General features: G+C 74.1%; 17 protein-coding genes and 1 pseudogene. 10 read left to right on the forward strand and 8 right to left on the reverse strand.

Annotation, left to right across the window (positions count from 1 at the left end; genetic code table 11):
• Positions 1–30 precede the first annotated feature (30 nt).
• On the forward strand, positions 31–522 hold the full coding sequence (gene purE, locus ABZ809_RS05190; protein ID WP_357561113.1) for a 5-(carboxyamino)imidazole ribonucleotide mutase: 492 nt from the start codon (positions 31–33) through the stop codon (positions 520–522).
• A 618-nt stretch (positions 523–1,140) separates the two neighbouring features.
• Here purE and ABZ809_RS05195 read toward each other — a convergent pair.
• Both ABZ809_RS05195 and ABZ809_RS05200 read right to left on the reverse strand, forming a co-directional pair.
• Entirely contained in the window at positions 1,141–6,051 is a 4,911-nt protein-coding gene (locus ABZ809_RS05195; protein ID WP_357561114.1) for a zinc ribbon domain-containing protein, read from the reverse strand.
• A 162-nt stretch (positions 6,052–6,213) separates the two neighbouring features.
• Positions 6,214–7,641 carry a UDP-glucose/GDP-mannose dehydrogenase family protein gene (locus ABZ809_RS05200; protein ID WP_357561115.1) on the reverse strand — a complete coding sequence of 476 codons (1,428 nt, stop codon included), beginning with the start codon at positions 7,639–7,641 and terminating at the stop codon, positions 6,214–6,216.
• Positions 7,642–7,888: 247 nt separating this feature from the next.
• Here ABZ809_RS05200 and ABZ809_RS05205 point away from each other — a divergent pair, with 247 nt between their 5' ends.
• Complete coding sequence (locus ABZ809_RS05205; RefSeq protein WP_357561116.1) at positions 7,889–9,058, forward strand: acyl-CoA dehydrogenase family protein; 1,170 nt, start codon at positions 7,889–7,891, stop codon at positions 9,056–9,058.
• On the opposite strand, the gene ABZ809_RS05210 is transcribed toward ABZ809_RS05205, so the two are convergent.
• Together ABZ809_RS05210 and ABZ809_RS05215 are read right to left on the reverse strand one after the other, a co-directional pair.
• Positions 9,055–10,476: a 5'-methylthioadenosine/S-adenosylhomocysteine nucleosidase gene (locus ABZ809_RS05210; RefSeq protein ID WP_357561117.1), complete on the reverse strand. Its 1,422-nt coding sequence runs from the start codon at positions 10,474–10,476 to the stop codon at positions 9,055–9,057. The genes ABZ809_RS05205 and ABZ809_RS05210 overlap by 4 nt on opposite strands.
• A 17-nt stretch (positions 10,477–10,493) precedes the next feature.
• Positions 10,494–11,237 carry an NUDIX domain-containing protein gene (locus ABZ809_RS05215; protein ID WP_357561118.1) on the reverse strand — a complete coding sequence of 248 codons (744 nt, stop codon included), beginning with the start codon at positions 11,235–11,237 and terminating at the stop codon, positions 10,494–10,496.
• A 98-nt stretch (positions 11,238–11,335) separates the two neighbouring features.
• On the opposite strand from ABZ809_RS05215, the gene ABZ809_RS05220 reads away from it, so the two are divergent.
• Positions 11,336–12,112, forward strand: a complete 777-nt coding sequence (locus ABZ809_RS05220) for an AfsR/SARP family transcriptional regulator (protein ID WP_357561119.1) — start codon at positions 11,336–11,338, stop codon at positions 12,110–12,112.
• A 68-nt stretch (positions 12,113–12,180) separates the two neighbouring features.
• Here ABZ809_RS05220 and ABZ809_RS05225 read toward each other — a convergent pair whose 3' ends face one another.
• Positions 12,181–13,797: an AMP-binding protein gene (locus tag ABZ809_RS05225; protein WP_357561120.1), complete on the reverse strand. Its 1,617-nt coding sequence runs from the start codon at positions 13,795–13,797 to the stop codon at positions 12,181–12,183.
• A gap of 121 nt (positions 13,798–13,918) precedes the next feature.
• Between ABZ809_RS05225 and ABZ809_RS05230 the strand changes: the two genes are divergently transcribed.
• Positions 13,919–14,791 (forward strand): GNAT family N-acetyltransferase, encoded by an 873-nt coding sequence (locus ABZ809_RS05230; protein ID WP_357561121.1) that lies wholly within the window; start codon positions 13,919–13,921, stop codon positions 14,789–14,791.
• A gap of 65 nt (positions 14,792–14,856) precedes the next feature.
• Positions 14,857–15,360 (forward strand): peptidoglycan-binding domain-containing protein, encoded by a 504-nt coding sequence (locus tag ABZ809_RS05235; protein WP_357561122.1) that lies wholly within the window; start codon positions 14,857–14,859, stop codon positions 15,358–15,360.
• 57 nt (positions 15,361–15,417) lie between these two features.
• On the opposite strand, the gene ABZ809_RS05240 is transcribed toward ABZ809_RS05235, so the two are convergent.
• Positions 15,418–16,083 carry a hypothetical protein gene (locus tag ABZ809_RS05240; protein ID WP_357561123.1) on the reverse strand — a complete coding sequence of 222 codons (666 nt, stop codon included), beginning with the start codon at positions 16,081–16,083 and terminating at the stop codon, positions 15,418–15,420.
• Between the two features lie 23 nt (positions 16,084–16,106).
• Between ABZ809_RS05240 and ABZ809_RS05245 the strand changes: the two genes are divergently transcribed.
• The gene (locus ABZ809_RS05245; protein WP_357561124.1) at positions 16,107–16,625 is read left to right on the forward strand and encodes an acyl-CoA thioesterase; all 519 of its coding nucleotides are present in this window, start codon (positions 16,107–16,109) and stop codon (positions 16,623–16,625) included.
• A gap of 206 nt (positions 16,626–16,831) precedes the next feature.
• A complete protein-coding gene (locus tag ABZ809_RS05250; RefSeq protein WP_357561125.1) occupies positions 16,832–18,805 on the forward strand; it encodes an acetoacetate--CoA ligase in 1,974 nt (657 codons plus the stop codon).
• A gap of 283 nt (positions 18,806–19,088) precedes the next feature.
• On the opposite strand, the gene ABZ809_RS05255 is transcribed toward ABZ809_RS05250, so the two are convergent.
• Complete coding sequence (locus ABZ809_RS05255; RefSeq protein ID WP_357561126.1) at positions 19,089–19,769, reverse strand: TIGR03089 family protein; 681 nt, start codon at positions 19,767–19,769, stop codon at positions 19,089–19,091.
• Positions 19,770–19,919: 150 nt separating this feature from the next.
• Here ABZ809_RS05255 and ABZ809_RS05260 point away from each other — a divergent pair, with 150 nt between their 5' ends.
• The gene (locus ABZ809_RS05260; protein WP_357561127.1) at positions 19,920–21,065 is read left to right on the forward strand and encodes a glycosyltransferase family 1 protein; all 1,146 of its coding nucleotides are present in this window, start codon (positions 19,920–19,922) and stop codon (positions 21,063–21,065) included.
• A 281-nt stretch (positions 21,066–21,346) separates the two neighbouring features.
• The gene (locus ABZ809_RS05265) at positions 21,347–22,438 is read left to right on the forward strand and encodes a sugar phosphate nucleotidyltransferase (RefSeq protein WP_357561128.1); all 1,092 of its coding nucleotides are present in this window, start codon (positions 21,347–21,349) and stop codon (positions 22,436–22,438) included.
• On the opposite strand, the gene ABZ809_RS05270 is transcribed toward ABZ809_RS05265, so the two are convergent.
• Positions 22,407–23,024, reverse strand: a complete 618-nt coding sequence (locus ABZ809_RS05270) for an NUDIX domain-containing protein (RefSeq protein ID WP_357561129.1) — start codon at positions 23,022–23,024, stop codon at positions 22,407–22,409. The two genes, ABZ809_RS05265 and ABZ809_RS05270, sit on opposite strands and share 32 nt — an antisense overlap.
• A 39-nt stretch (positions 23,025–23,063) precedes the next feature.
• Between ABZ809_RS05270 and ABZ809_RS05275 the strand changes: the two are divergent.
• Positions 23,064–24,089: pseudogene (locus ABZ809_RS05275) on the forward strand (hypothetical protein); the annotation flags it as partial.
• Between the last annotated feature and the right edge of the window lie 87 nt (positions 24,090–24,176).

The following is a 24,176-nucleotide window of genomic DNA, read 5'->3' on the forward strand; positions in this document are numbered from 1 at the left end:
CCCGCAGTCGCGAACGAGAGGCAGGCACGCGTGAGCATCGTTGGGTTGATCATGGGCAGCGACTCGGACTGGCCGACGATGAAGGCCGCTGCCGAGGTGCTGGACGAGTTCGAGGTGCCGTACGAGGTCGAGGTGATCTCGGCGCACCGCACCCCCGTCAAGATGATCGACTACGGGCGCGCGGCGGCCGACCGTGGTCTGAAGGTCGTCATCGCCGGGGCGGGTGGCGCCGCGGCCCTGCCCGGAATGGTCGCCTCGGTCACCCCGTTGCCCGTGATCGGTGTCCCCGTGCCGTTGAAGCACCTCGACGGGATGGACTCGCTGCTGTCCATCGTGCAGATGCCGGCCGGTGTCCCGGTGGCCACCGTGTCGATCGGCAACGCCCGCAACGCCGGGTTGCTCGCGGTCCGTATCCTGGCCGCCGCCGACCGGACCCTGCTCGACCGGATGTCGGCCTACCAGGCCGACCTCGAGCAACTGGTAGCCGAAAAGGACGCCGCCCTCCGCGCCTCCCTCACCTGACCCCACCCCACCCCACCCCTCTCCCTCCCCTCCCGCGCTCCCTCCCTCCCTTCCGCCCGGCTCGCTGATCTTGCACTTACTGCCTTCGGTCTGCGCAGTTTGTGCACATCTGCCCGGGCTGTAAGTGCAAGATCGCCGACGGGGGGGCAGGACGCGCGGGGGCGCGGGTTCGTGAGTGGCGTGCGGGTCTGCTGGACGTCGCTCTGTGTAGTGGGGCGGGGTGTTGCTTAGGGTGATGGACTGTGGCTGGCGGTGTGGTGTTGCAGGCGCCCTTTGCTCTGCAGCCATATGTGCACCAGTCGTGTGAGCTGGCCTTTTCTTTCGGGGTCGTCGGGTGGGTCTGCGTGCCTCCGCAACGCACAGTGACTGGTGCGTGGGTGGCTGCAGAGCAAAGGGGCCGGAGGGAGGTCGCCCCGTCCAGGCAAGGCGTCACGCTGTGTGGCCTTAAAGGTGGTGCCGCTGGATGTGGTGCCACCGGCGATTCGAGCCTGAGCTGGGGCGGGCACAAACAGGCGTGGGCGCAGGCGTGGGCACGGGCACGGAGGCGGGCGCGGGCGCGGGCCCGGCCGTGTGTGGCGGGGTTTGCGTCCCTGACCGGGGAAGGGCTTGACCAGCGGGCTACCGCATCCCGCGCAGGGCGGTCTGGAGGCGTTCCTGGGCGCGGCGGCGGCGTTCGTTGCTCGCGCCGAGCACCAGTAGCAGGATGCCGACGGGGATCAGGGCCAGCCACGGCCCGAGGCTGAACAGGGCGTGCACCGCCGCGATCGCGGTGACGGCGGCGCCGACGATGACCGGGGCCTGCTGCTGGCTCATCGAACCGAAGACGAGCACCGCGACGGCACCGAGCAACAGCAGCACCTGGCGTAGCGTGCTGGAGTCGGTGGCCAGCACGATCGCCAGCGTCGGTACGAAGGCGGCGACCAGCGCCGGCCCGTACGCGACCCAACTGCTGAGGTCGGGCCGGTGCCGCAGCTCCAGCACCCCGACGAGCAGGGCCAGCGCGGCGAAGGGCAGCGTGTAGGCCTCCGGTAGTGCCACGTCGGCGACCCGCATGAGGATCCACCAGGCGGTGATCTCGCAGATCACCACGGCCCAGAACAGGATGCGCCGTTCTGTCGGCCGTCGGCCCGGTCGGGTCGCCGCCACACCCAGCACCGCACCCCAGGCGGCCAGCAGCGCGGCGATGTGCCGGGGCGAGTCGAAGGCCAACGCCAGGGCGATCAGGGCGGCGGCGTACCCGGTCCACTCGACCGTGGCCGCCTCGCGCTGGGCCTCGGGGCGACGAAGCCGGGGCAGCGTCGCGGCGCACACCTGCAGGGCCGCGCCGACCGCCAGCACCCCGAACGCGGACCAGACGGCCGCGAGGCCGGCCACCAGGCCGGCGGTGAGCACGAAGAGCTGTGCCATCAGCGACGCGAAGAGCCAGCCGAGGATGCGTGCCCGCTGGGTCGTGCCGAAGAACGCGGCCACCGCGCCGACGGCGACCGCGCCGCCGAGGGTGAACAGGGTCAGCTCCCGGGTGGCGAGACCACCCGCCAGGCCCGCGCTTCCGCCGGCCAGTCCGATGGCGAAGACGAGCACCCGGGCCAGCCGCAGGGAACGGGCCCGCTCGGCCAGCGGCGGGGGCGGGGTGAGGGCCAGGCCCAGCATCGCGATCGTGAAGACGGCCAGCGCCGCCAGGGTGCTCGCCGGCCACCCGTTGCCGAGCGCCACCGGGGTGATCAGCAGCGTCACGGCGGCGCCGGGCAGCACCACCGGTACGGCCCGGGACCGCCGGCCACCGCTGAAGCCGGTGGCGGCCAGCGCGGCGGTCGCGGTGAGCAGCAGCGCGGTCAGCACGTGGGTCGGGTCGACCGCGTCGGGTGGCGGGGTGAGCAACTCCGGCGGTGGCCCCTGCCAGACCCCGGCGAGGGCGCGGTGCGGATCGACCAGTGCCACGACCAGGGCCGGCGCGATCGAGACCAGCGCCAGGACGGTGGGTACCGCGACGGCGGCGAGCGCACCGGCGGCGGGGCTGACGCGCCAGCGACGCCGCGTCCCGTCGTCCGGCAGCCGCCGTAGTGCGCCGTCGAGCAGCACCGCCCAGCGCCGGGTCGGCTGGGCCGCGTCTACCGGCGGCTCGGTCGCGCCGCGGACCAACTCGGCCAGCACCCCGAGCAGACCAGCGGCTGCGGCGTAGACGCCGACGGGCAGGCCCACCGGTACGGCGGCCAGGGCGCTCACGGTGGCGCCGCCGGCGACCGCCGCGCTCGCCCAGGGCAGGTACTGCGGGATCTGCCGCCGCACGGCGGCCACCGCCGCCAGGCCCAGGCTCGACGCGGCCAGCGCGGCCGTCAGCACCACCTCCGGTGAGCGGTCGAACTCGGCTGCCAGCGCCGCGACGGCACCCGGGAAGGCGAGCAGGGCGGCCCCCGCGGCGGCACCTCCGATCTGCGCCAGGTGCGGCGGCATCCCCTCGGTCTCGATGTCGTCCACGAGCGGCACGGCCAGCGAGCGGGCCAGCGCCGCCACCACGACGCCGATCAGCGCGATGCTGCCCAGCGCCAGCGCGGTGGTCCACGGGCGGACCAGGCCCGCCCCGGCCGCGTGCAGGGCGACCACCCCGGCCACGACCGCCCGGGAAAGGGCGGCGCGAGGGTCGGCCGCGGCCACGGCGGCGGCCCCGAAGACGGTGGCGACCATGCCGCCGACCAGGACGGGCGACCACCACGGCAGGTCGAACGCGGCCGGCGCGCCGATCGTCGCGAGTACGGCCGCCGCGCCCGACACGTCGTACTTCCACGGCGGGGGCAGCAGGACCGCGGCGGCGACGCCGAGCAGGGCCAGCGCGATCGGGGCCTGCCACGCCGAACCGCCGGTCGGCCCGGGTGGCCAACCGGTCAGGTCCCCGGCCCAGATCGGCCCCGGGGTGGCGAGCACCCCCAGCCCGCCCCGCAGGGCGCTCCAGCCGGCCAGCAGCCCGATCAGCACGCCACCGACGGCGAGGCCGAGGATCGGGCCGCGTCGCCACTCCTCGGGCATCGCCCGGGCGGCCACGGCAACCACCAGCACCAGCCCGGCGGCGACCGCGAGCTGGCCGCCCGGCGCGAGCACGGCCGTGATCCGGGCGAGGGTGGCGATCAGGGCGGCGGTCACCGCCGCGGTGGCCAGGTCGGAGCCGTCCAGGGCGAGGTCCGAGCGCCGGCCGGCGTCGATGGGGCCGGCGAACACCACCATCGCGGCGGCGATCAGCAGCAGCCCGCCGACCCAGGCGTCGGCGGCGGTGGCGCCCGGGGCCCCGAACGCGGCGGCGGTGACCGTGACCGCGCCGAGGGCCGTGCCGACCGCGAGGGGCGGCGGGATGTGCCGCTGGGAGACCTGCACGACGGCGGCGTAGCCGAGGGTGACGCAGACCGCCAGGAAGCTGGCCGCCAAAACGGGGACGGTGACCTCGCGCAGGCTCGCCGGGGTGGGCGTCGGATCGACCGGAACCGTGGCGGACACGAAGGCGGCCACCGCGCCCGGCAGCGCGAACGCCGCGCCGCCGGCGGCCCAGGCCGAGATGGTGTCGGCAGCCGCCGGGACGAGCCGCATCCGGGGCGCCACGGCGACGAGGACCCCGGCGGCGAAGAGGGTGAGCAGGACGGCGCTGGTCAGCGCCGGTCGGGCCAGCCCGGCGCCCGCGCCGAACAGGCCGACGCCGGCGGCGGTCACGGCGTGCGCCAGCGCCGCCCGTTCGGTGCGGGCGGAGAGCCCGACCACCCCGATGCCGATCGCCGTCAGCACCATCGGCCAGGGGGCCACCGCCCAGCCGAGGCCGAACGACGCCGGTACGGCGAGCGCGGTCAGCGCCGCACCGACCACCGCGAACTCCCGGCGGATCTCGGGTGGCAGGGCCAGCACCGCGGCCACGGTCAGCAGGAAGGCGCTCGCGGCGAGCTGCCAGGCGGCCGGGCCCACCGCGGCCGACAGTTCGGCGGGGTAACGGTCGAGGTCCGCCGCCCAGGCCGGCAGCGCGGCGCGGACGGGAGCGACCCCGGCGCGCAGGGCACCGCCGGCGACCACCACCCCGCTGACCGTGAGCGCCACCGCCGAGGCGAGCTGCGGCCCACGGCGGGCCGCCTCCGGTACCGCCCGGACGGCCAGCCCGGTGAGCGTGATGACCGCCGCGATCAGCAGCAGCGCCCGCCCGGGGAACGCCACCGAGGCGATCCGGCTCAGCGCGCCGATCACGGCGAGGGTGAGGATCCCGGCACCGAGGTCGGGCAGCGGCGGCCGGCGCAGCACCAGCGTCCCGGCCAGCCCCACGGCGGCGGCCAGCAGCAGGGCCAGCCCCGCGCCGGCCGCGGCCGGCACGGTGGCCGCGCGCAGCAGGGCGGAGACGGCGTACGCGAGGGCGAGGGCGACCGCCACCCCGTGCAGCACCCAGGTCAGCTCGCCCAGCAGCGGCACCGGACGGCCGGCGGGAGATCGCTCCTCCGCCGGCAGGTCGACGTCGACCAGTTCGCCGGCTTCCTCGGGTGTCCCCTCCGGCCGGCCGTCGGATCGGCGCTGGCGGGGCGTGGCGGGAGGCGCCGACGCGTCGGGTGCGGCCGTGGGCTCGGGCGAACCCCGGCGTGCCGGCCGTTGCACGGTGACCGGGGAGCGGAGCAGCCAGAGGTCGAGCAGGGCCACCGCGGTCAGCACCAGCGCCCAGCCGACCGGGCCGGTGACCCGGTCGTACGCCAGCAGCGGCAGCACGGGCTGGGCGGCCAGCACGGCGGCGAACCGGGGTGCGCGCAGCCCCGTCCAGCCGGCGTAGCCGAAGGCGGCGCCGGCGGTGACGGCGAAGATGATCCCGGCGAAGACCGCGCCCGAGGCACCGCCGTTGCCGATCTGGTCCACCGCCCACAGCGCGTAGCCGGCGAGCGGCAGCAGGAGCAGGCCGACGGCGGAGATCGTCTCGGCGGTCGAGGTGAGCCCGCGCCGGGCCAGCACCGGCGGGGCGAGCAGCATCAGCACGGTCGCGAGCAGCAGCACACCCAACCGGGCCAGCGCGTCCATCGAGCTGGTGGCCACCGCGGCGAAGACCACGGCGGCGACCCCGAGCAGCAGCGCGCCGAGCCCGAGGGGGATGTTCTGCACCTCCCGGGAGGACGCCTCCGGCGGGTGTTCCGGGTTGTCGGCGTCGAGCCAGGTGGCGGTCGACGGCGGGGGCGGCGGGTCGTCCGGGGCACCCTGCCGGGGCACCTTGGGCGGGGGCGGGGCGGTGGCCGTGGGCGGCCGGCGACCTGGCCTGCGGCGCAGCACCCGGCGGGGACGGGTGGCCTGCTTGACGCGTTCCTCACCGGCGTGCGCGAGGATGTCCCGCTGGAAGAGCGCGGCCTGCATCTTGGCGGCGATCTGCCGCTGCTCGCTGGCGATGGCGGCCTCGCGGGCCTTCATCTCCGCGATCGAGCGCTCGATCTCCGCCAGGTGCTCGACCCACTGTGGCTGGTGCGCACCGCAGTGCGGGCAGTTGGCGGCCGGTTTGATCTCCCGCCCGCACGAGGAGCACTGAAAGCTCGCCACGACACCCCTCCACCCGCACTGTGGACTCCCACCTTGGCAGCATGCCCAATGTGGGCGCGGAATTCGACAGTTGTCGGCGGGTCCGGGGCAAAGATCGTCCACGCGGACGGCGAACGGCCGGTCGCGGAGCGTACTCCACGACCGGCCGTCAGCCGTCGATCGTCAGGGGCGGCCCATGCCGCGGTACTCCCAGCCGGCCTGCGTCCACAGTGCCGAGTCCAGACAGTTGCGGCCGTCGACCACCCGCCGGCCGGCGGCCAGCTCGCCGAGGGCCACCGGGTCGGCGTTGCGGAAGTCGGCCCACTCGGTGAGTACGCAGACCAGGTCCGCGCCGGTCACGGCCTCGTTGATGCCGGGCTCGTAGACCAGCTCGGGGGCCACGGCGCGGGCCCGCTCCATGCCCTGCGGGTCGTAGACGTGCACGTCGGCGCCGGCCTTGCGCAGCAGCGAGGCGACGGCGAGCGCCGGAGCGTCGCGTACGTCGTCGGTGTTGGGCTTGAACGTCGCGCCGAGCACGGCCACGCGGGTGCCGGAGAGGTCCGGACCGGCGGGCCCGGAGCGGCGGCCGAGCAGCTCGGCGGCGAGCTGGACCACCCGGGTCCGGCGACGCATGTTGATCAGGTCGACCTCGTGCAGGAAGCGCAGCGCCTCCCCGGCGCCCAGCTCCTGGGCGCGGGCCTGGAAGGCGCGGATGTCCTTCGGCAGGCAGGCGCCGCCGAAGCCGAGCCCGGCCTGGAGGAACCGGTTGCCGATGCGCGGGTCGAAGCCGATGGCCCGGGCGAGGTGGGTGACGTCGCCACCGGACGCCTCGCAGACCTCGGCCATCGCGTTGATGAAGGAGATCTTGGTGGCCAGGAAGGCGTTCGCGGCGACCTTGACCAGCTCGGCGGTGGCGAAGTCGGTGACCACCAGCGGCACCTCGCGGTCCTCCGTGGCGGCCAGGTCGAAGACGCCCTTGTGGGCGGCGTAGAGCATGCCGTTGGCCCACTCGCTCTTGACGCCGACCACGATCCGGTTGGGCCGCAGCACGTCGTCGACGGCGAAGCCCTCCTGGAGGAACTCCGGGCTCCACGCCACCTCGACGCCGAGGTCGGCGGAGGTGTGCTTGCTGACCAGCTGCTCCACCCACTCGGCGGTGCCGACCGGCACGGTCGACTTGCCGACGATCAGCGCCTTGCGGGTCAGGTGCTGGGCCAGGCTGGTGACCGACGCCTCGACGTACGACAGGTCGGCGCCCATGCCGTCGGCGCGCTGCGGCGTGCCGACGCAGATGAAGTGCACGTCACCGAACTCGGCGACCTCGCCGACGTCCGTGCTGAACCGCAGCCGCCCGGCGGCCAGGTTGCGCTTGAGCAGCTCGTCCAGGCCGGGCTCGTGGATCGGCACCTCGCCGGCGTTGAGCATGGCGATCTTGTCGGCGTCGACGTCGAAGCCGAGCACCTCGTAGCCCAGCTCGGCGTAGCAGATGGCGTACGTCGCACCGAGGTAGCCGGTGCCCAGGAAGGTCACCCGCGGCCGCTGCGCGCCCGACGGGGGCGTCACCGCGGCGATGGCGGGTACCGGCTGGGTGTTCGGGTACGGGATCGTCACGCCTGTCTTCTCCGCTCGCGCTGGGCGCCGCGTCGTCGCGTCGCGTTCTGCTGCGGCGCCTGGCGGGCACCAGAGGGACTCTACGTCGGTCTCTTCCGTCGTCGCCGGGTGGCGTCGGTGCTCGGTCACGATTCGACGCTACGCGGCGGTAACATAGCCTGCGTCTGTCGCTATCCTTCAGTCTGCGCGTCCGAGGCCGGGAGACGCCACAGACTGCGCATGATAGCGGTGAAGGGGGAGGGCCGACATGGCCGCAGAGCATCCGTTCGACGTCTACCGGTTGCCGGAGGAGCACGAGGCGATCCGCGAGGCGGTCCGTGAGGTCTGTGCGGCCAAGGTCGCGCCGCACGCCGCGGAGGCGGACGAGACCGGTGAGTTCCCGAAGGCGTCCTTCGACGCGCTGCGGGCCGCTGACTTCCAGGCCCCGCACATCCCCGTCGAGTACGGCGGCGCGGGCGCGGACGCCCTGGCCACGGCCATCGTGATCGAGGAGGTGGCGCGGGCCTGCGCCGCGTCCTCGCTGATCCCGGCGGTCAACAAGCTCGGCACGATGCCGCTGCTGCTGGCCGGCTCCGAGGAGCTCAAGCGCCGCTACCTGACGCCCGTGGCGGCGGGCGAGGCGATGTTCTCGTACTGCCTCTCCGAGCCGGAGGCCGGCAGCGACGCGGCGTCGATGACCACCCGCGCGGTGCGTGACGGCGATCACTGGGTGCTCAACGGCGTGAAGCGCTGGATCACCAACGCGGGGGTGTCGGAGTTCTACACCGTCTTCGCGGTGACCGACCCGTCCGCCCGGTCCCGGGGCATCTCCGCCTTCGTGGTCGAGAAGTCCGACGCCGGGGTCAGCTTCGGCGCCCCGGAGAAGAAGCTCGGCATCAAGGGCTCGCCGACCCGTGAGGTCTACCTGGACAACGTCCGGATCCCGGCGGATCGCATGATCGGCGCCGAGGGCACCGGCTTCGGCACCGCGATGAAGACCCTGGACCACACCCGGGTGACCATCGCCGCGCAGGCCGTCGGCATCGCCCAGGGCGCGCTCGACTACGCCAAGGGGTACGTCCAGGAGCGCAAGCAGTTCGGCAAGGCCGTGGCCGAGTTCCAGGGCGTGCAGTTCATGCTCGCCGACATGGGCATGAAGCTGGAGGCGGCCCGCCAGCTGACGTACGCGGCGGCCGGCCGGTCCGAGCGTGGCGACGCCGACCTGACCTACTTCGGGGCGGCGGCCAAGTGCTTCGCCTCGGACGCCGCCATGGAGATCACCACCGACGCGGTGCAGCTGCTCGGCGGCTACGGCTACACCCGGGACTACCCGGTGGAGCGGATGATGCGGGACGCCAAGATCACCCAGATCTACGAGGGCACCAACCAGGTGCAGCGCATCGTGATGGCCCGGCAGCTCCTCAGCGGCCTCGTCTAGCGCGCCTTCCACAGCGTGTAGCGGAACTCGACCCGGGCCGAGGCGGCGGACGGGGGCCGTTGCACGGTGAGCATCGCCAGGTTCTCCTCCTGGGTGCGTACGCACACGTCGCGGCCCTGGCTGAGCAGCTCACGCAGGTTGGTGTGGAGGCCGTCGACGTACTCCTCGGAGGCGAGGCAGCGGTCGACGGCGGCCTCGCCGGGGATGTCGAGCACCGCCACCCGCGCCGGCCCCAGCGCGATCAGGCGGCTGGCGTCGTGGGAGAGGGCGAGGTCCATGCCCGGCAGGTTGCCCACGCCGTCGATGTCGTAGTCGGCGGTCTCGCCGGTCTCCAGGTCCAGGGTGCGCCAGTCCTCCAGCCGGACACCGCTCCCGCTGCGGGCCGGCGCCCAGGTGCCGGTGCCCGCGTCGACCGGTTCGTCAGGTCTGTCGCCGCCGCCCACGACGGCGCTGACGCCCAGGTAGAGCAGGACCGCCACCGCCGCCACGGCCGCGGCGGAGAGAAGTTGCGGAATCCGGCGGACGCGCTCCGGTCGCTCGTCGGGGGCGCCCCGCCCGCTGGACGGGACCTGTTCGGTGGGCGGGGCCGGCCCGATGGGCGCCGGGGCGGTGGCCGGCGTGTCCCGATGGCCGTCGGCGACCCGGGGCGTACCGCCGACGGCCCGTGCCAGTGCCACGGCGAAGCCGGCGGCGTTCGCGGCGGCCCGGTGCTGCCAGCCCGCGGTGTCGGCGCGGCGCTTGCCGCCGTCGGCGGCGTCGCTGACGCCGCGGATCGTGATGACCTGGTGGAAGTCCGAGCGGTGGGCGGCCTCGGCCACGCCGGCGCTCTCCATGTCGATGGCGGTCGCGTCGCTGTAGTGCCGGGCGATCAGCCGGGCGACCGGGGCCTCCCGCGAGTCGAGCACCACGTCGCCGGAGACGATCGGCTTGAAGTGCACCCGGGGTGCGGGCGCGTCGCACCACCCGCCGTCCCGGGCCACGGCGCGGGCGAGCTGCTCCAGGCCGTGCGAGATCGGCCAACCCCGTGGCCGGGGCCGGAACCGCCCGGTCTCCTGCCGGCCGCCCTGGTAGGCGTGGATCCGGGTCGCGACGACCACGTCGCCGAGCACCGCGTCGGAGGTGAGCCCACCGGCGACGCCGACGAGCAGGAGCGCCCGTGGCCGGAACTCGCGGATCGCCCGGCCGGCGAGCGCGGCCGCCGCGAGGTTTCCCTCGCCGACCAGAGCCAGGGCGACGGTCGTACGCGGCGCGGGGCCCCGCCCGGGCAGGCCGCCGAGGGTGTAGTGGGTGCCGTCGGAGTCGACGCGCGGCCGGGCGTCGACCAGGTGGGCGAGGATCGCGTCGTGTTCGAGGCCGAGGGCCGTGAGGAACACCACGTCCACGCCGTGCCCGCCGGGGGTGTCGGGGCGCGACGGCATGACCCTGAAGATACAAGCTAGTCGCTGTCCGTGGTGATCCTCGCCCGGAGCATCGGCGGGTAGAGGGCCGTCGCGGGGCCGCACCGGTACACCGCCGCCGGCCGGCCCGTCGCCGGCTGCCGCTTCTGCCCGGTCGGCACGACGAAACCCTCGGTGCCGGTGACCTTCCGGTTGAAGTTGCGCGGGTCGAGGGGCACCCCCCACACCGTCTCGTAGACCCGGCGCAGCTCGCCGATGGTGAACGTCTCCCCACACAGGGCCGTGGCCAGGGTCGTGTACTCCAGCTTGCCGCGCACCCGTTCGAGCCCCGCCAGGAGGATCTCGTCGTGGTCGAAGGCGAGCTGTGCCGGGGTGGCCGTGACCACGTCGACCGGTTCCCACCGGGCGTTCCGGGCGTCGGTGCCGGCGACCGGTGCCGGCAGGCTGGGCGCGATGGCCAGATAGGCGACGGTCACCACCCGGCCGCGCGGGTCCCGGTCCGGCTCGCTGTAGGTGCCGAGCTGTTCCAGGTGCAGGCGGTCCGCGTCCAGGCCGGTCTCCTCCAGCAACTCCCGCCTGGCCGCGTCGCGCAGGCTCTCCCGGTCGCGCAGGAAGCCGCCGGGCAGCGCCAGCCGCCCCCGGTGCGGCTCGTTTCCCCGCTCCACCAGCAGGACGTGCAGGGCGCCGTGGCGAATGGTCATGATCACCAGGTCGACGGTGACCTGGAGGGTCGCGCGCCGGCGGTCGGCGCGGGGCGCGGTGTCCGGGCCGGCGGGTGCCATGGGCGCAGCCTAGCAAGAAAATGTCAGATTGACGCAAACTGTCACCTCGCTTATCGTCGATCTGACATGAAGTCACCCTTCGGTGAGCGGAGGCGGACGTGGAGATCCGGCTGCTCGGCCCGGTGGAGGCGCGCTGCGGCGACGTCCGGCTCGAACTCGGGCCCCGCCAACAGCGGCTCCTGCTCGCGGTACTCGCCCTGGAGACGAACCGTCTGGTCCCGACGGACCGGCTGATCGACCTCACCTGGCCCGGCGGGCCGCCGCGAACCGCCCGGCACGCGGTGCAGGTCAGCGTCTCCCGCCTGCGCGCGACGCTGCGTGCGGCCCCGGCCGCCGGATCGGTCGAGGTGCTGAGCCGCGCGGACGGCTACCTGCTCGCCGCGCACCCGCACCGCGTCGACGCCCACCTGTTCCGGGCCCTGGTGCGGCAGGCGCACACCACCCCCGGTGGCGAGGCCCGGGCCCGGCTCCTGCGCCGCGCGCTGTCGCTGTGGCGGGGACCGGCGCTGGCCGGAGCGGGGCCGCCGGAGACCGTCGACGGGCTGGTGCGCGGGCTGACCGAGGAACGGCTGACCGCCCAGGAGGAACGCATGGACGCGGAACTGGACGCCGGCAACCACATCCAGGTGCTGGGCGGCCTGCTGGAACTGGTGGCACGGCACCCGTACCGGCAGCGCTTCGTGGCGCAACTGATGATCGCCCAGCACCGCTCCGGGCTCACGGCGGACGCGCTGACCACGTACCGGCGGACCCGGTCGGCGCTGGTGCGCGAGCTGGGGCTCGACCCGGGCCCCCGGCTGCGCCGGCTGGAACAGGCCATCCTGCGCGGCGACCCGGACCTGGAACCCGCCCCCGGCCCGGCCGCCGTGCGGTAGGCCGACCGATGTGTAAGGAAGGGCCCCTTCCTAACGCATAGCGTTAGGAAGGGGCCCTTCCTTACACATCACCGCTCCAACTCGTCGCGCTGGTACAGCCGGCGCGCCTCGGCCCGCCGCAGCTTGCCCGAGGTGGTCTTCGGCAGCCGACGCGGCGGCACGGCGCACACCTCCGCCGGGGTGACACCGACCCCGTCGACGACGGCGGCCCGCACCGCGCGGCACAGCACCTCCGGCCGGGCATCCGTGGTCTCCACCGCCACGACCAGGCGTTCGCCGCCCGGGGACGGTACGCCGAACGCGGCCACCCCGCCGGCCCGGACACCCGGCACCACCGCCGCCGCGGCCTCCACGTCGGCGGGATGGACGTTGCGTCCGGCCACGATGACCAGATCCTTCTCCCGCCCACAGACCACCAGCTCGCCGTCGACGAGATAGCCCAGGTCACCGGTGCGCAGCCAGCCGCCGGGAGCCGTCGCCGGCTCACCCCAGTACCGCCCGACCACCGACGGCCCGGCGACCTCGACGTGGCCCACCCGGCGTTCGCCGAGTTCGGCACCCGTACGCCGGTCCACGATCCGCACCGACGCCCCCGGCACCGGATGGCCGAGGCGGACCAGCGCCCGCTGCCGGCCGCCCCGGGTCGCGGGCACGGCTGCTCCCCGCTCCGCCAGCGCGTCCGGATCCACCCGGTCCACCCGCAGCCCCCGCCCCCGGGGCGGGCAGGTCACGGCGAGGGTGGACTCGGCCAGCCCGTACGCGGGCGTGAACACGTCCGGGTCGAGCCCGTGGCGCGCGGCCTCGTCGAGGAACGCGGCCACGGTCGACGCGTCGACAGGTTCGCCCCCCGACACCAGTTGCCGCAGCGAGCTGAGATCCGTCTCCGGCGACCGTCGCAGCAGCCGGGTCAGCAGGCCGAACGCGAAGTTCGGCCCGCCGGACCAGGTGGGTCGGTAGGTCCTCACGGCGGCCAGCCACACCGCCGGCTGGCGTACGAACGCCGCCGGTGAGATCAGCACCGCGGCGCAGCCGCACGTCATCGTCATCGTCAACGCGCCGACCAGACCCATGTCGTGGTAGAGCGGCAACCAGCTCAGCAGCGGCCCCGGGTGGTCCCGCTCGTGGCCGGTGGCGTGCCGGATGGCCGTCAGGTTGGCCGCCAGGTGCGCGTGGCTGACCGGCACGCCGCGTGGGCGCCGGGTGGAACCGCTCGTGTACTGCACGACAGCCAGATCGGCGGGGTCCGGGCGGGCCACCGCCGCCGGTGCCGCGTCGGCCGCCCGGCGAACCAGGGTCGCCAGCGACACCAGCGGCGTACCGGGTGGGACGGCTCCGGCCGGCAGTTCGTCGGCGGCCACCACGAGATGGAACCCGGCGTCCGCCGCCACGGCACGGGTCAGCTCGTGCCGGCCCGGCCCGCCCCTGGGCGGCAGGGGCAGCACGGTGACCGCGCCGCCGACCAGCCACACCGCCTGGAGCGCCGCGACCAGCTCGACCCCGGTGTCCGCCAGCAACCCCACCCGGCAGCCCGCGCCCAGTCCGTCCCGGCGCAGCACCCCGGCGATCCGGCGGGCCGACAGGTGCACCTCCGCCCAGGTCCGCCGCGTCGTCTCCCCGTTCGCGGCGAGCACGGTCAGGATGCCGTCGCCGGGGCGATCCACGATCGAGTCGACCACAGTCCTCATGCCCCGCACGCTGCCCGAGGCCGGTCAGCGGCGGATCAGAGGCGGCTCTGACAGCGGTGTGAGGCGGCGATGACCGACCGGGGCCAGCGTTGCGATGGACGCCGGGAGAAGGGACGCACAGATGACGGTCGACACCCTCGTCACCAACCGCCGGGAGGCGTACCGCGAACAGCTCGCCGACCTGCTCGACCGCGAGGTCGCGGAACTCGCCGACGGCGCCCGACTGGCCGACCAGCTGCACCTCGACAGCCTGGCCATGATGAGCCTGCTGGCCTGGCTCGACGAACACGGCGTGGCGCTCGACGCCGGCCACCCGCCGGCCAGCGTGGGGGACGTACTCACCCTGCTCGAACGGGCCACCGGCTTTCCGGGCCTGTCGATCCAGGTCGTCGACGCGCGGGCGGGCATCCTCGCCAACGCGACGGCACCGGGCCCGGCGCGCCCGCGGCCGGCGGCCGACCCGCTGGTGCCGGTGCTCGCGGACCGGCTCGTCCGGCTGACCGCCGTCGTACCCGACGACATCGGCTTCCTCTACTCGCTCGCGACGACGCCGGAGACCTGCTTCCGGTGGCGTTACCGGGGCGCGCCGCCGTCGCTCGACCGGTTCGTCGAGGACCTGTGGCGGCAGGTGCTCGTGCAGTTCGTTGCGCGCCGCGCCGAGGACGGCCAGCCGATCGGCCAGGTCGTCGCGTACGCCGCCGACCCGGCCATGCGCCACCTCTACGTCGGCGCCGTGTTCCATCCGGGGCACACGGGGGCGGGGCTGGCCGCCCGGTCGGTCGAGCGTTTCGTGCGCTACCTGTTCCACACGTTCCCGCTGCACAAGATCTATTTCGAGGTCCCGGGGTTCAACTGGCCCCAGGTGAGCAGCGGCCGGGACCGGTTCTTCCGGGTGGAGGGCGTGCTGCGCGACCACGACTACCACGCGGGTCGGCACTGGGACCAGTACCTCTGCGCCGTCTACCGCGACGAGCCCGGCACCCCGGGCTCGTGACCGTGTCACCGGCAACACCGCACCACGCATAGCCGGCACCATCCGCCAACAGATCGGAGCCCACCATGCACATCCAGTCCCGCCGCCGGACCCTGCTCGCCCTGGCCGGGGCGACCACCGGTCTCGCCGCCCTGCTCACTCCGACGGCGGCGTACGCCGGACCCGCCCCCGAGCGGACCGCGCCCGAGCCGGTCGCCCCGCAGCCCGGCGCGGCCGACGGCGACCTCGTGGCCACCGCGGCCGTCTGCCAGAGCTGGACGGACTACGTGACCGGGCCCGGCACCCCCTTCAACGTCGCCATCCCGAGCACCACCCGCAACGGCGGCGAATCGAACTGCATCCTGGCCCAGGGCCACGCCACCGACGGCGTCTACAAGCTCCAGGACGCGCTGATCCGCTGCTACGGACAGAGCATCGGCAAGGACGGCATCTTCGGCGCACAGACCGCCGCGGCGGTGCGGAACGCGCAGCGCATCCACGGGCTCGCCGTGGACGGCGTCTACGGGCCGAACACCCGGGCCGCGATGATCTGGCCGAAGTACTACAACGGCAACTTCAACCACTGCTGACGGGGGTGGACCCCGGGCCCCCGACCCACCGGGTCGGGGGGCCCGAGGTCCGTGCGGTCAGCGCAGGTCGGTGGTGGTCTCGTCCGCCCGGTTGGTGCCGCGCGGCGGAGCCGACCACGGCGATTCACCACCGGTACGGCGGGGCAGCGGCTCGGTCGGGGTCGGGTCCGGGTAGCCGAGGGTCAGCGGGGCGGTGTCCCGGTCTGCCGAACCGGCCGGCGGCCACTCGGTCAGGTTGACGTCGCTGCGGTCCGGCCCGTCGGCGGGCGAGGACGTCGACGTCGGCTCGGCCGCCGGTCGGGGCCACCGCCGCCAGCGCTGTCCGCTGACGGTGGCCATGATCAGCAGCAGGCCGATCAGGAAGAGCGTGCCGTTCTCCACCGGCACGAGCAGTGGCAGGGGATCGCCGAAGACCTTCCAGTCGCCCGGGACGCGGTCCCGTACCTGGAAGGGCGCGACGAACATCCCCACGTACGGGGCGGCGAGCAGCAACCCGGCCACGAGCGGGCCGAGCGGTGAGGTGCGCAGCGTGCCGAGCAGGCCGAGCAGGATCCCGCCGACAGCGAGGTAGACAGCGGGCTCGATGAGATTGGCCGAGTTGAACGTGCCGATCTCGACCCAACGGTCGACGGTGCCCGTCGATCCGTTCTGCCCGAGAGTGACCAGCACCCACGTGACGGGCGCCACCACCAACCCCGCGAGGAAGCTCCAGAGATGTCGCATCCGCGCACCGTACCGTTTTCGTCATGACCGAGCACCCCTCCACCGCGCCGGCCGGCAAACCGACTGCGTACTCCCGGGTCACCCTCAGCCGGATCATGACGGCCGTCGACGTCAACCTCTACGGCACGGTGCACGGCGGGGTGCTGATGAAGTTCATCGACGACGTGGCGGGGGCGGCCGCCGCCCGGCACAGCGGCGGCACGGCGGTCACCGCCGCCATCGACGAGATCGTCTTCGCCGAGGCGGTCCGGGTCGGCGATCTGGTGCACGCCCACGCCCAGGTGAACTGGACCGGGCAGACCTCGATGGAGGTGGGGGTCCGGGTGGTGGCCGAGCGGTGGGACTCGGCCGAGGACGAGGCGGTCCCGGTGGCCACCGCGTACCTGGTCTTCGTGGGCGTCGACGTCGGGGGCGCGCCCCGGGCGATCCGGCCGGTGCTGCCGGAGTCCGCGGAGGACGAGCGCCGGTTCCGGGAGGCGGAGATCCGCCGCGCCCACCGCCTGGCCCGCCGCCGCGCCATCCAGGCCCACCGCGCCGGCTGACAGGTGTAAGGAAGGGACCCTTCCTCTACCGAATGCGTTAGGAAGGTGCCCTTCCTAACGCGGCACCACACAGAACGGCACCGGGGCATGTGGGTTCGGCACGTGCGCCGACGGAGGTCGGGTGCGGAGAATGTCGATTTGAGGTAGGGCAAGATGGCGCCACGGCCCATTTCACAGTGTCGTGCGGGGCCAGGGGAGGGTGAGCTGTGGGTGACGTGCTGTGGACGCCGCCGGCGGACGTACGCGAGCGGTCCCGGATCGGGAGCTACCTGCGCTGGCTGCGTGAGCACCGGGGGCTGGACTTCGCCGACTACGACGAGCTGTGGCGCTGGTCGGTCACCGACCTGGACGCGTTCTGGCGGTCGGTCTGGGACCACTTCGAGGTGGTCGCGCACACCCCGCCGACCGCCACGCTGACCGACCGGGGCATGCCCGGCACCCGGTGGTTCCCCGGCGCCACCCTCAACTACGCCGAGAACGTGCTGCGGATGCCGGGCCGGGCCGACGACGATCCGGTGGTGATCGCGTACGGCCAGACCCGGGCTCCGGTCACCCTGACGGCCGCCGAGCTGCGCGACCAGGTCCGCCGGGTGGCCGCCGGACTGCGCCGGCTCGGCGTCACCGCCGGCGACCGGGTCGCCGCCTACGCGCCGAACATCCCCGAGACGTACGTGCTGCTGCTCGCCACCAGCAGCCTCGGCGCGATTTTCTCCTCCTGTGCGCCGGAGTTCGGCACCCGCAGCGTGACCGACCGGTGGCAGCAGATCGAGCCCAAGGTCCTGGTCGCGGTGGACGGCTACCGCTACGGCGAGAAGCCGGTGGACCGCAGCGGCGAGGTGGCCGCGATCCGGGCCGCACTGCCCTCGCTGGAGCACACGGTCGGCATCTCCTACCTGGACCCGGCCGGCCCTCCGCCCGAGGGTGCGCTGGCCTGGGCGGAGCTGGCCGCCGACACCGACGAGCCGCTGGCCTTCATCCCGGTCGCCTTCGACCACCCGCTCTACGTGCTCTACTCCTCCGGCACCACCGGCCTGCCGAAGCCGATCGTGCACGGGCACGGCGGCATCCTGCTGGAACACCTGAAGATGCTCGCCCTGCACCACGACCTGGGCCCGGCGGACCGGTTCTTCTGGTTCACCACCACCGGCTGGATGATGTGGAACTTCCTGGTCTCCGGGCCGGCCGTCGGCGCGGCGATCGTGCTGTTCGACGGCAACCCGGGCCACCCCGACCTGGGCGCGCTCTGGCGGCTGGCCGAGGAGACCGGCACCACGTACTTCGGCACCTCCGCGCCGTTCCTGCTGGCCTGCCGCAAGGCCGGGCTGGTCCCGAAGGAGATCGCCGACCTCTCCGCGCTCCGCGGGGTCGGTTCGACCGGCGCGCCGCTGCCCGCCGAGGGCTTCACCTGGGTGTACGAGACGGTCGGCGACCGCCTCCAGCTCCAGTCGCTCTCCGGCGGCACGGATGTCTGCACCGGCTTCGTCGGCGGGGTGCCGCTGCTGCCCGTGCACGCCGGCGAGATCACCTGCCGGGCGCTCGGCGCCAAGGTGGAGGCCCGTTCGGCCGAGGGCACCCCGGTCATCGGTGAACTGGGCGAGCTGGTGATCACCGAGCCGATGCCGAGCATGCCGGTGGGCTTCTGGAACGACCCGGACGGCACCCGTTACCGGGAGGCCTACTTCGACCTGTACCCGGGCGTGTGGCGGCACGGCGACTGGATCACCGTCAACGACCGGGGCGGCTGCGTGATCACGGGCCGCTCGGACGCCACCCTGAACCGGGGCGGCGTACGCCTCGGCACCGCCGAGTTCTACTCCGTGGTCGAGGGGCTGGACGAGGTAGTCGACTCGGTGGTGGTGCACCTGGAGGACGACGAGGGCGGCGCCGGGGAACTGCTGCTGTTCGTGGTGCTCGCCGAGGGCCTGGAACTCGACGACGCGCTGCGGAAGAAGATCTGCCGCGAGCTGCGTACCGCGCTGTCGCCCCGACACGTGCCGGACGAGATCCACCAGGTGCGCGCCGTCCCACGCACCCTGTCGGCGAAGAAGCTGGAGGTGCCGGTGAAGAAGATCCTCACCGGCACGCCGGTGGACTCGGCGGCGGCCAGGGGCGCCCTGGCCAACCCGGAGTCCCTGACGGCCTTCGCCACCCTCGCCCAACGCCGCACCACCACCCCCTAACCCCCCACCCCCCGCCCCCTCACCCCCCGCGCCCCCCTCGCTCGCACGATCTTGCACTTCCTGCCCGGACAGTTGGAACAAACCACCCAAACCGAGGGCACAAACTGCAAGATCGCGGGGGAGTGGCGGCCTCGGTGGCGTCGCTCCGCGCGATCTTGCAGTTTTGGCCCCTTGTTTGCGGCATTCGCGGCCTTTGTCGGGGCGGGAAGTGCAAGATCGCCGGGGCGGGGCGGGGCGGGGCGGGGCGGGGCGGGGCGGGGGAGAGGGTGGGGGTGGGGCGGGGTTAGGGGAGGGTGTGGGTGATTTTTTCGGTTTTGGTGCGGGCGGGTTGGCGGGTCAGGTCCTGGTTGGCGCAGAGGACCGTGGTGGCGTTGGCCGTGAGGGGCGCCAACAGCCAGTCGACCGGGTCGGGGTACGTGGCCGTGTCGACCAGGACGCGGGCGTTGTGCGCGATGCCGAGTTCGTCGGCGCGTCGCCGCGCGCGTGCCACCAGTTCCTCCCCGCCGGAGGCGTACGGGGTGAAGTGGTCGCCGTGTGCGCGTACCTCTGACACGTAGTCGGCGAAGCCGGAAGGCACCTGGCGCATCGGTAGGGCGAACGGGTCGAGCGCGAGGACGTACCGCTCGCCGGCCGACCAGGCGCCCGCCTCGTCGACCCGTGCGGTGGCGGCGAAGAGCACCTCCGCGTCGCCCGGCGTGTCGGCGACGGTCAGCCCGGCCGACCAGCAGCCGAGCAGCACGGCGGCGGTCTGCCAGTGCGGCGGCAGCAGCACCGCGGCGACGTCACCGGGACCCGCGCCCACCTCGTCGACGAGCAGGTTGGCCGTCTTGGCCACCCAGTTCGCCAGCGTCGCACCGGAGAGTTCGGTCCGCTCGCCGGTGGCGTCGTCGTACCAGGTCAGCAGTGGTCGGGTCGGGTCGGTCGCGATCGCTTCGGCGAAGACCCGGGCAATGTTGTCGGCCATCGACGCGAACGATACGCCCCGCCGGCCAGGCCCGGTGGCGGCGATGAGTCGACGTACCGTCGGGTCGCAGTCAGCGTCGGCGGCGGGCACCGGCGTAGGCTTGCCGGAAGTGTTGTTCCCCACAGTCCCGCCAGTGCAAGGAGTCGCCCCGTGACCGCCGGTCGCCCGCCCCGCGTGCTCATCGACGCCACGAGCGTCCCCGCCGACCGTGGTGGCGTCGGTCGATACGTCGACGGCCTGCTCGGCGCCCTCGGCAAGGTGTGCGGGTCGGGGGTGGAGCTGGCTGTGGTCAGCCTCCGCACCGACCTGGAGCGCTACAGCCGGATGCTGCCCGGGGCGGAGATCATCCCCGCCCCGGCCGCCGTCGCGCACCGTCCCGCCAGGCTCGCCTGGGAGCAGACCGGCCTGCCGCTGCTCGCCCAGCAGGTCGGCGCGCAGGTGCTCCACTCGCCGTTCTACACATGTCCGCTGCGTGCCGGCTGTCCGGTCACGGTGACCGTGCACGACGCGACGTTCTTCACCGAGCCGGAGCATTACGACAAGTCGCGGCGGACGTTCTTCCGCAGCGCGATCAAGACGTCTCTGCGCCGTGCCAGCCGGGTGATCGTGCCGAGCAAGGCCACCCGGGACGAGCTGATCCGGCTGCTCGACGCCGATCCCACCCGGATCGACGTGGCCTACCACGGCGTCGATCACGCCGCCTTCCACGCGCCTGGCGAGGAGGAGAAGGCCCGGGTACGGGCCCGGCTGGGGCTGGGCGGCACCAACTACGTCGCCTTCCTCGGGGCCAAGGAGCCGCGCAAGAACGTGCCCAACCTGATCCGTGGCTGGGCCCGGGCGGTGGCCGACCGGGAGGATCCTCCGGCCCTGGTGATCGCCGGTGGCCAGGGGCACGACGACGACATCGACCGCGCGGTGGCGGAGGTCCCGTCGCACCTGCGGCTGCTCCGCCCGGGCTACCTCCGTTACGCGGATCTGCCCGGCTTCCTCGGCGGGGCGCTGGTGGCCGCCTATCCGTCCTACGGGGAGGGGTTCGGCCTGCCGATCCTGGAGGCGATGGCGTGCGCCGCCCCGGTGCTCACCACGCCCCGGCTGTCGCTTCCCGAGGTGGGCGGCGACGCGGTCGCGTACACCAGCGAGGCCCCCGACCAGATCGCCGCCGACCTGGCCGCCCTGCTCGACGACGAGCAGCGGCGGTTGTCCCTGGCCAAGGCCGGTTTCGACAGGGCCAAGGAATTCACCTGGGAGTCCAGCGCCGAGGTGCACATCGCGGCCTGGAGCCGGGCCCGGTCCTGACTGTCGGCAGGCGGTGCGGAAAGCCGGCCCCGGCCCCGGGGCCGGCAGCGGCGGAACCGGCCTCGAAGCCCGCGGTGCCCGGGGCCGGTAGCGGAAGGGACCGGCCTGGCGGACCCGCGGTGCCCGGGGCCGGTAGCGGAAGGCACCGGCCTGGCGGACCTGCGGTACCCGGGCCGGTAGCGGGAGGGAGCGGCCTCCGGGCTCGTGGTGCGGGAGGTCGGTTCCGGGGCCGGCAGCGCGAGAAGGCGGCTCCGGCCGGGCGAATCGGGCATGATGTGCGGGTGATTTACGCCGTCATCCCGGCGGGTGGCAGTGGCACGAGGTTGTGGCCACTGTCCCGTGCCGGCCACCCCAAATTCCTCCATCCGCTGACCGGCTCCGCCGCCTCGCTGCTCCAGGCGACGGTTGACCGGCTGGGCCCGCTGGCCAACCCCGAACACACCCTGGTGGTCACGGGCACCGCGCACGTGACGGCGGTCGCGCGCCAGCTCACCGGGCTGCCGGAGGAGAACATCCTGGTCGAGCCGTCGCCCCGTGACTCGTGCGCGGCGATCGCACTCGCCGCCGCGGTCATCGCGCGGCGCGACCCGGAGGCGGTGATGGGCTCCTTCGCCGCCGACCACCTGATCGGTGACCCGGAGCGTTGGCGGGAGGTCGTCCGGGAGGCGGTACGCGGCGCCGAGCAGGGCCTGCTGATGACGGTCGGTATCACGCCGACCCGGGCCGAGACCGGCTACGGCTACCTCCAGACCGGCGATCCAATCGAGGGTGGACCGCTGCGACCGGTCGCCGAGTTCAAGGAGAAGCCGAGCGCCGAGGTGGCCGAGGCGTACCTGCGTTCCGGGCGGCACCTCTGGAACGCCAGCATGTTCGTCTGGCGGGTGGACGTGTTCCTCGCCGAGCTGGCCCGCCAGCAGCCCGCCCTGCACGCCGGGATCGCCGCGATCGCCGAGGCGTGGGGCACCGAGGCGCAGGACGACGTGCTGGGCACGGTCTGGCCGACGCTGCCGAAGATCTCCGTCGACTACGCGGTGATGGAGGGCGCGGCGACCGCCGGCCGGGTGGCCACCGTGCCCGGCGACTTCGGCTGGAACGACGTCGGCGACTTCCACACCCTGGGCGAGGTGTTGCCGGCCGACGCCGACGGCAACGTGGTGCTCGGCGCCGACGCCAAGCCGGGAGTGCTGCTGCGGGACAGCAGCGGGCTGGTGGTGGTGTCCCACTCCGGGCGGCTGGTTGCCGCCGTCGGCGTGTCCGACCTGATCATCGTCGACACCCCCGACGCGCTGCTGGTCTGCCCCCGGGAGCGGGCGCAGGACGTCAAGAAGGTCGTCGACGAACTCAAGGAACGGGGCGAAGAGGGGCTCGTCTGAGCGTCGCCAGGGCCGGGGCGACCAGGTGTGCCGTCCCGCCGGCCAGCGGCTCCGGCAGCTGGTCCGGCGGGAACCAGCCCAGCGCCTCGGACTCCTCGCTGACCCGTTCCACCGCACCGGGCGGGGCGAGGACGGCGAAGCGGACGTCGTGGTGCAGCGAGCCGCCCTGGCAGGCCACGGGGTGGATGTCGACGTCGATCGGGACCGGGTCGATCCGCAGGCCGGCGATGCCGGACTCCTCGCCGGCCTCGCGCAGCGCGGCACCCGTGAGGGTCCGGTCGGCCGGCTCGCAGTGCCCGCCGAGCTGCACCCACCGCCGGAACTTGCCGTGCAGGCAGAGCAGCACGCGAGACCCGGTGGCGTCGAACACCAGCGCGCTCGCGGTGACGTGCCCGGGCCGGTGCGCCCGGCTCATCGCCACCGGTCCGGCGGCCAGCAGCGCCACCGTGCGGTCCCGGGCCTCGGCGGCGGCCGGGCCGGTCGGCTCCCAGCGGCTCAGCACCGCGACCGTGTCGGCGTGCAACGCCGCGTACACGTCGGGGTCCGGCAACGGTCGGCGGGCGGCGGCGGTGGGGGAGTCTGCCATGCCGACACTGTACGAGCCGACGCTTCGTACGCTGGCCGGGTGACCCTGCGACTGCTGGAGTTCGTGGTGGCCGGCAACGAGGCCAGCGACCTGCTGCCGGTGCGTTCCGAGCCGCTGCTGCGGGCGTACGGTGCCCGCCGTGGCTTCTGGACCGTGCTGGACGAGGGGCCGGTGGAGCACTGCCTGGCCCTGCTGCTGGAACGGGACGACGGCAGCTGGTTCGCCCACCACGTGAGCGCCGACGCCGGCGTGGAGAACGGCCGTACGGAGGACGGCGAGGCGCTCGCCCACCACGACGGCTGGGTGTACGTCTTCGGCTCGCACTTCGGCTCGAAGGCGGGGCCGTTGCGCCCGCGACGCGCCTTCGTGGCCCGGTTTCGGGAGGACGACGCGGCGACGGGTCGGCTGCCGGTGCAGGTGGTCCGCAACCGGTTCCGGCTGCACCGGGCCGTCAACGACGCCCTGCTGAAGGCGGCGTTCACCCCGCTGCCGCCGGGTGACCGGGTGCGGGCCCGGTTCATCGGGGAGACCGTCGCCCGGGGCACCGCCCGGTCGAAGGGCTGGGTCGACCGCCTCGTCCCCGACGACCTGCCGCTGAACGTCGAGGCGGCCGCCTTCACGCCGGCCGGCGGCGTTCTGCTCGGGCTACGCTTCCCGGTCACCGCCGAAGGCGAGCCGATCCTGGTCGAGCTGACCGGTGTGCCGGACATGTTCGACGCCGCGCCGAGTTGGCCGCTGGCCGCGGGGGCGTACGTCCTGACCGGGGTGACCCCGCCCGGCGCGCTGGCCGGCTTCCGGGCGATCGCCCCGACGGACGACGGCGGCTTCGCGGCGATCGTCGGGTCGATCGACGCGCTCGGCAAGGGTTCGGTGCTGCTCGACGAGCATCCGACCGGCGGCGACGTCACCTCCCGGCACGTCCGGTTCCGCATGCCCGGCGAGGGGCACCTGGTCCCCGGTGAGCTGGTGGCCGACCTGGCGCCGTTCCACCACGTGGAGGGGGTCGCCGAGTGGGAGGGGCAGCGGTTCTACGTCACCGACGAGGACCATCGGGTGGCGCTCTGGACCGACCTGCCGGAGCTGGACCGACGACCGGACGGTGCCTCTGCGGAACTGGGCCGCATACCCTCGTGACACCGGCCGGTCGTCGGT

Origin of the sequence: Micromonospora sp. NPDC047074 (assembly GCF_040643815.1) — a bacterium.
Lineage (GTDB): Bacteria > Actinomycetota > Actinomycetes > Mycobacteriales > Micromonosporaceae > Micromonospora.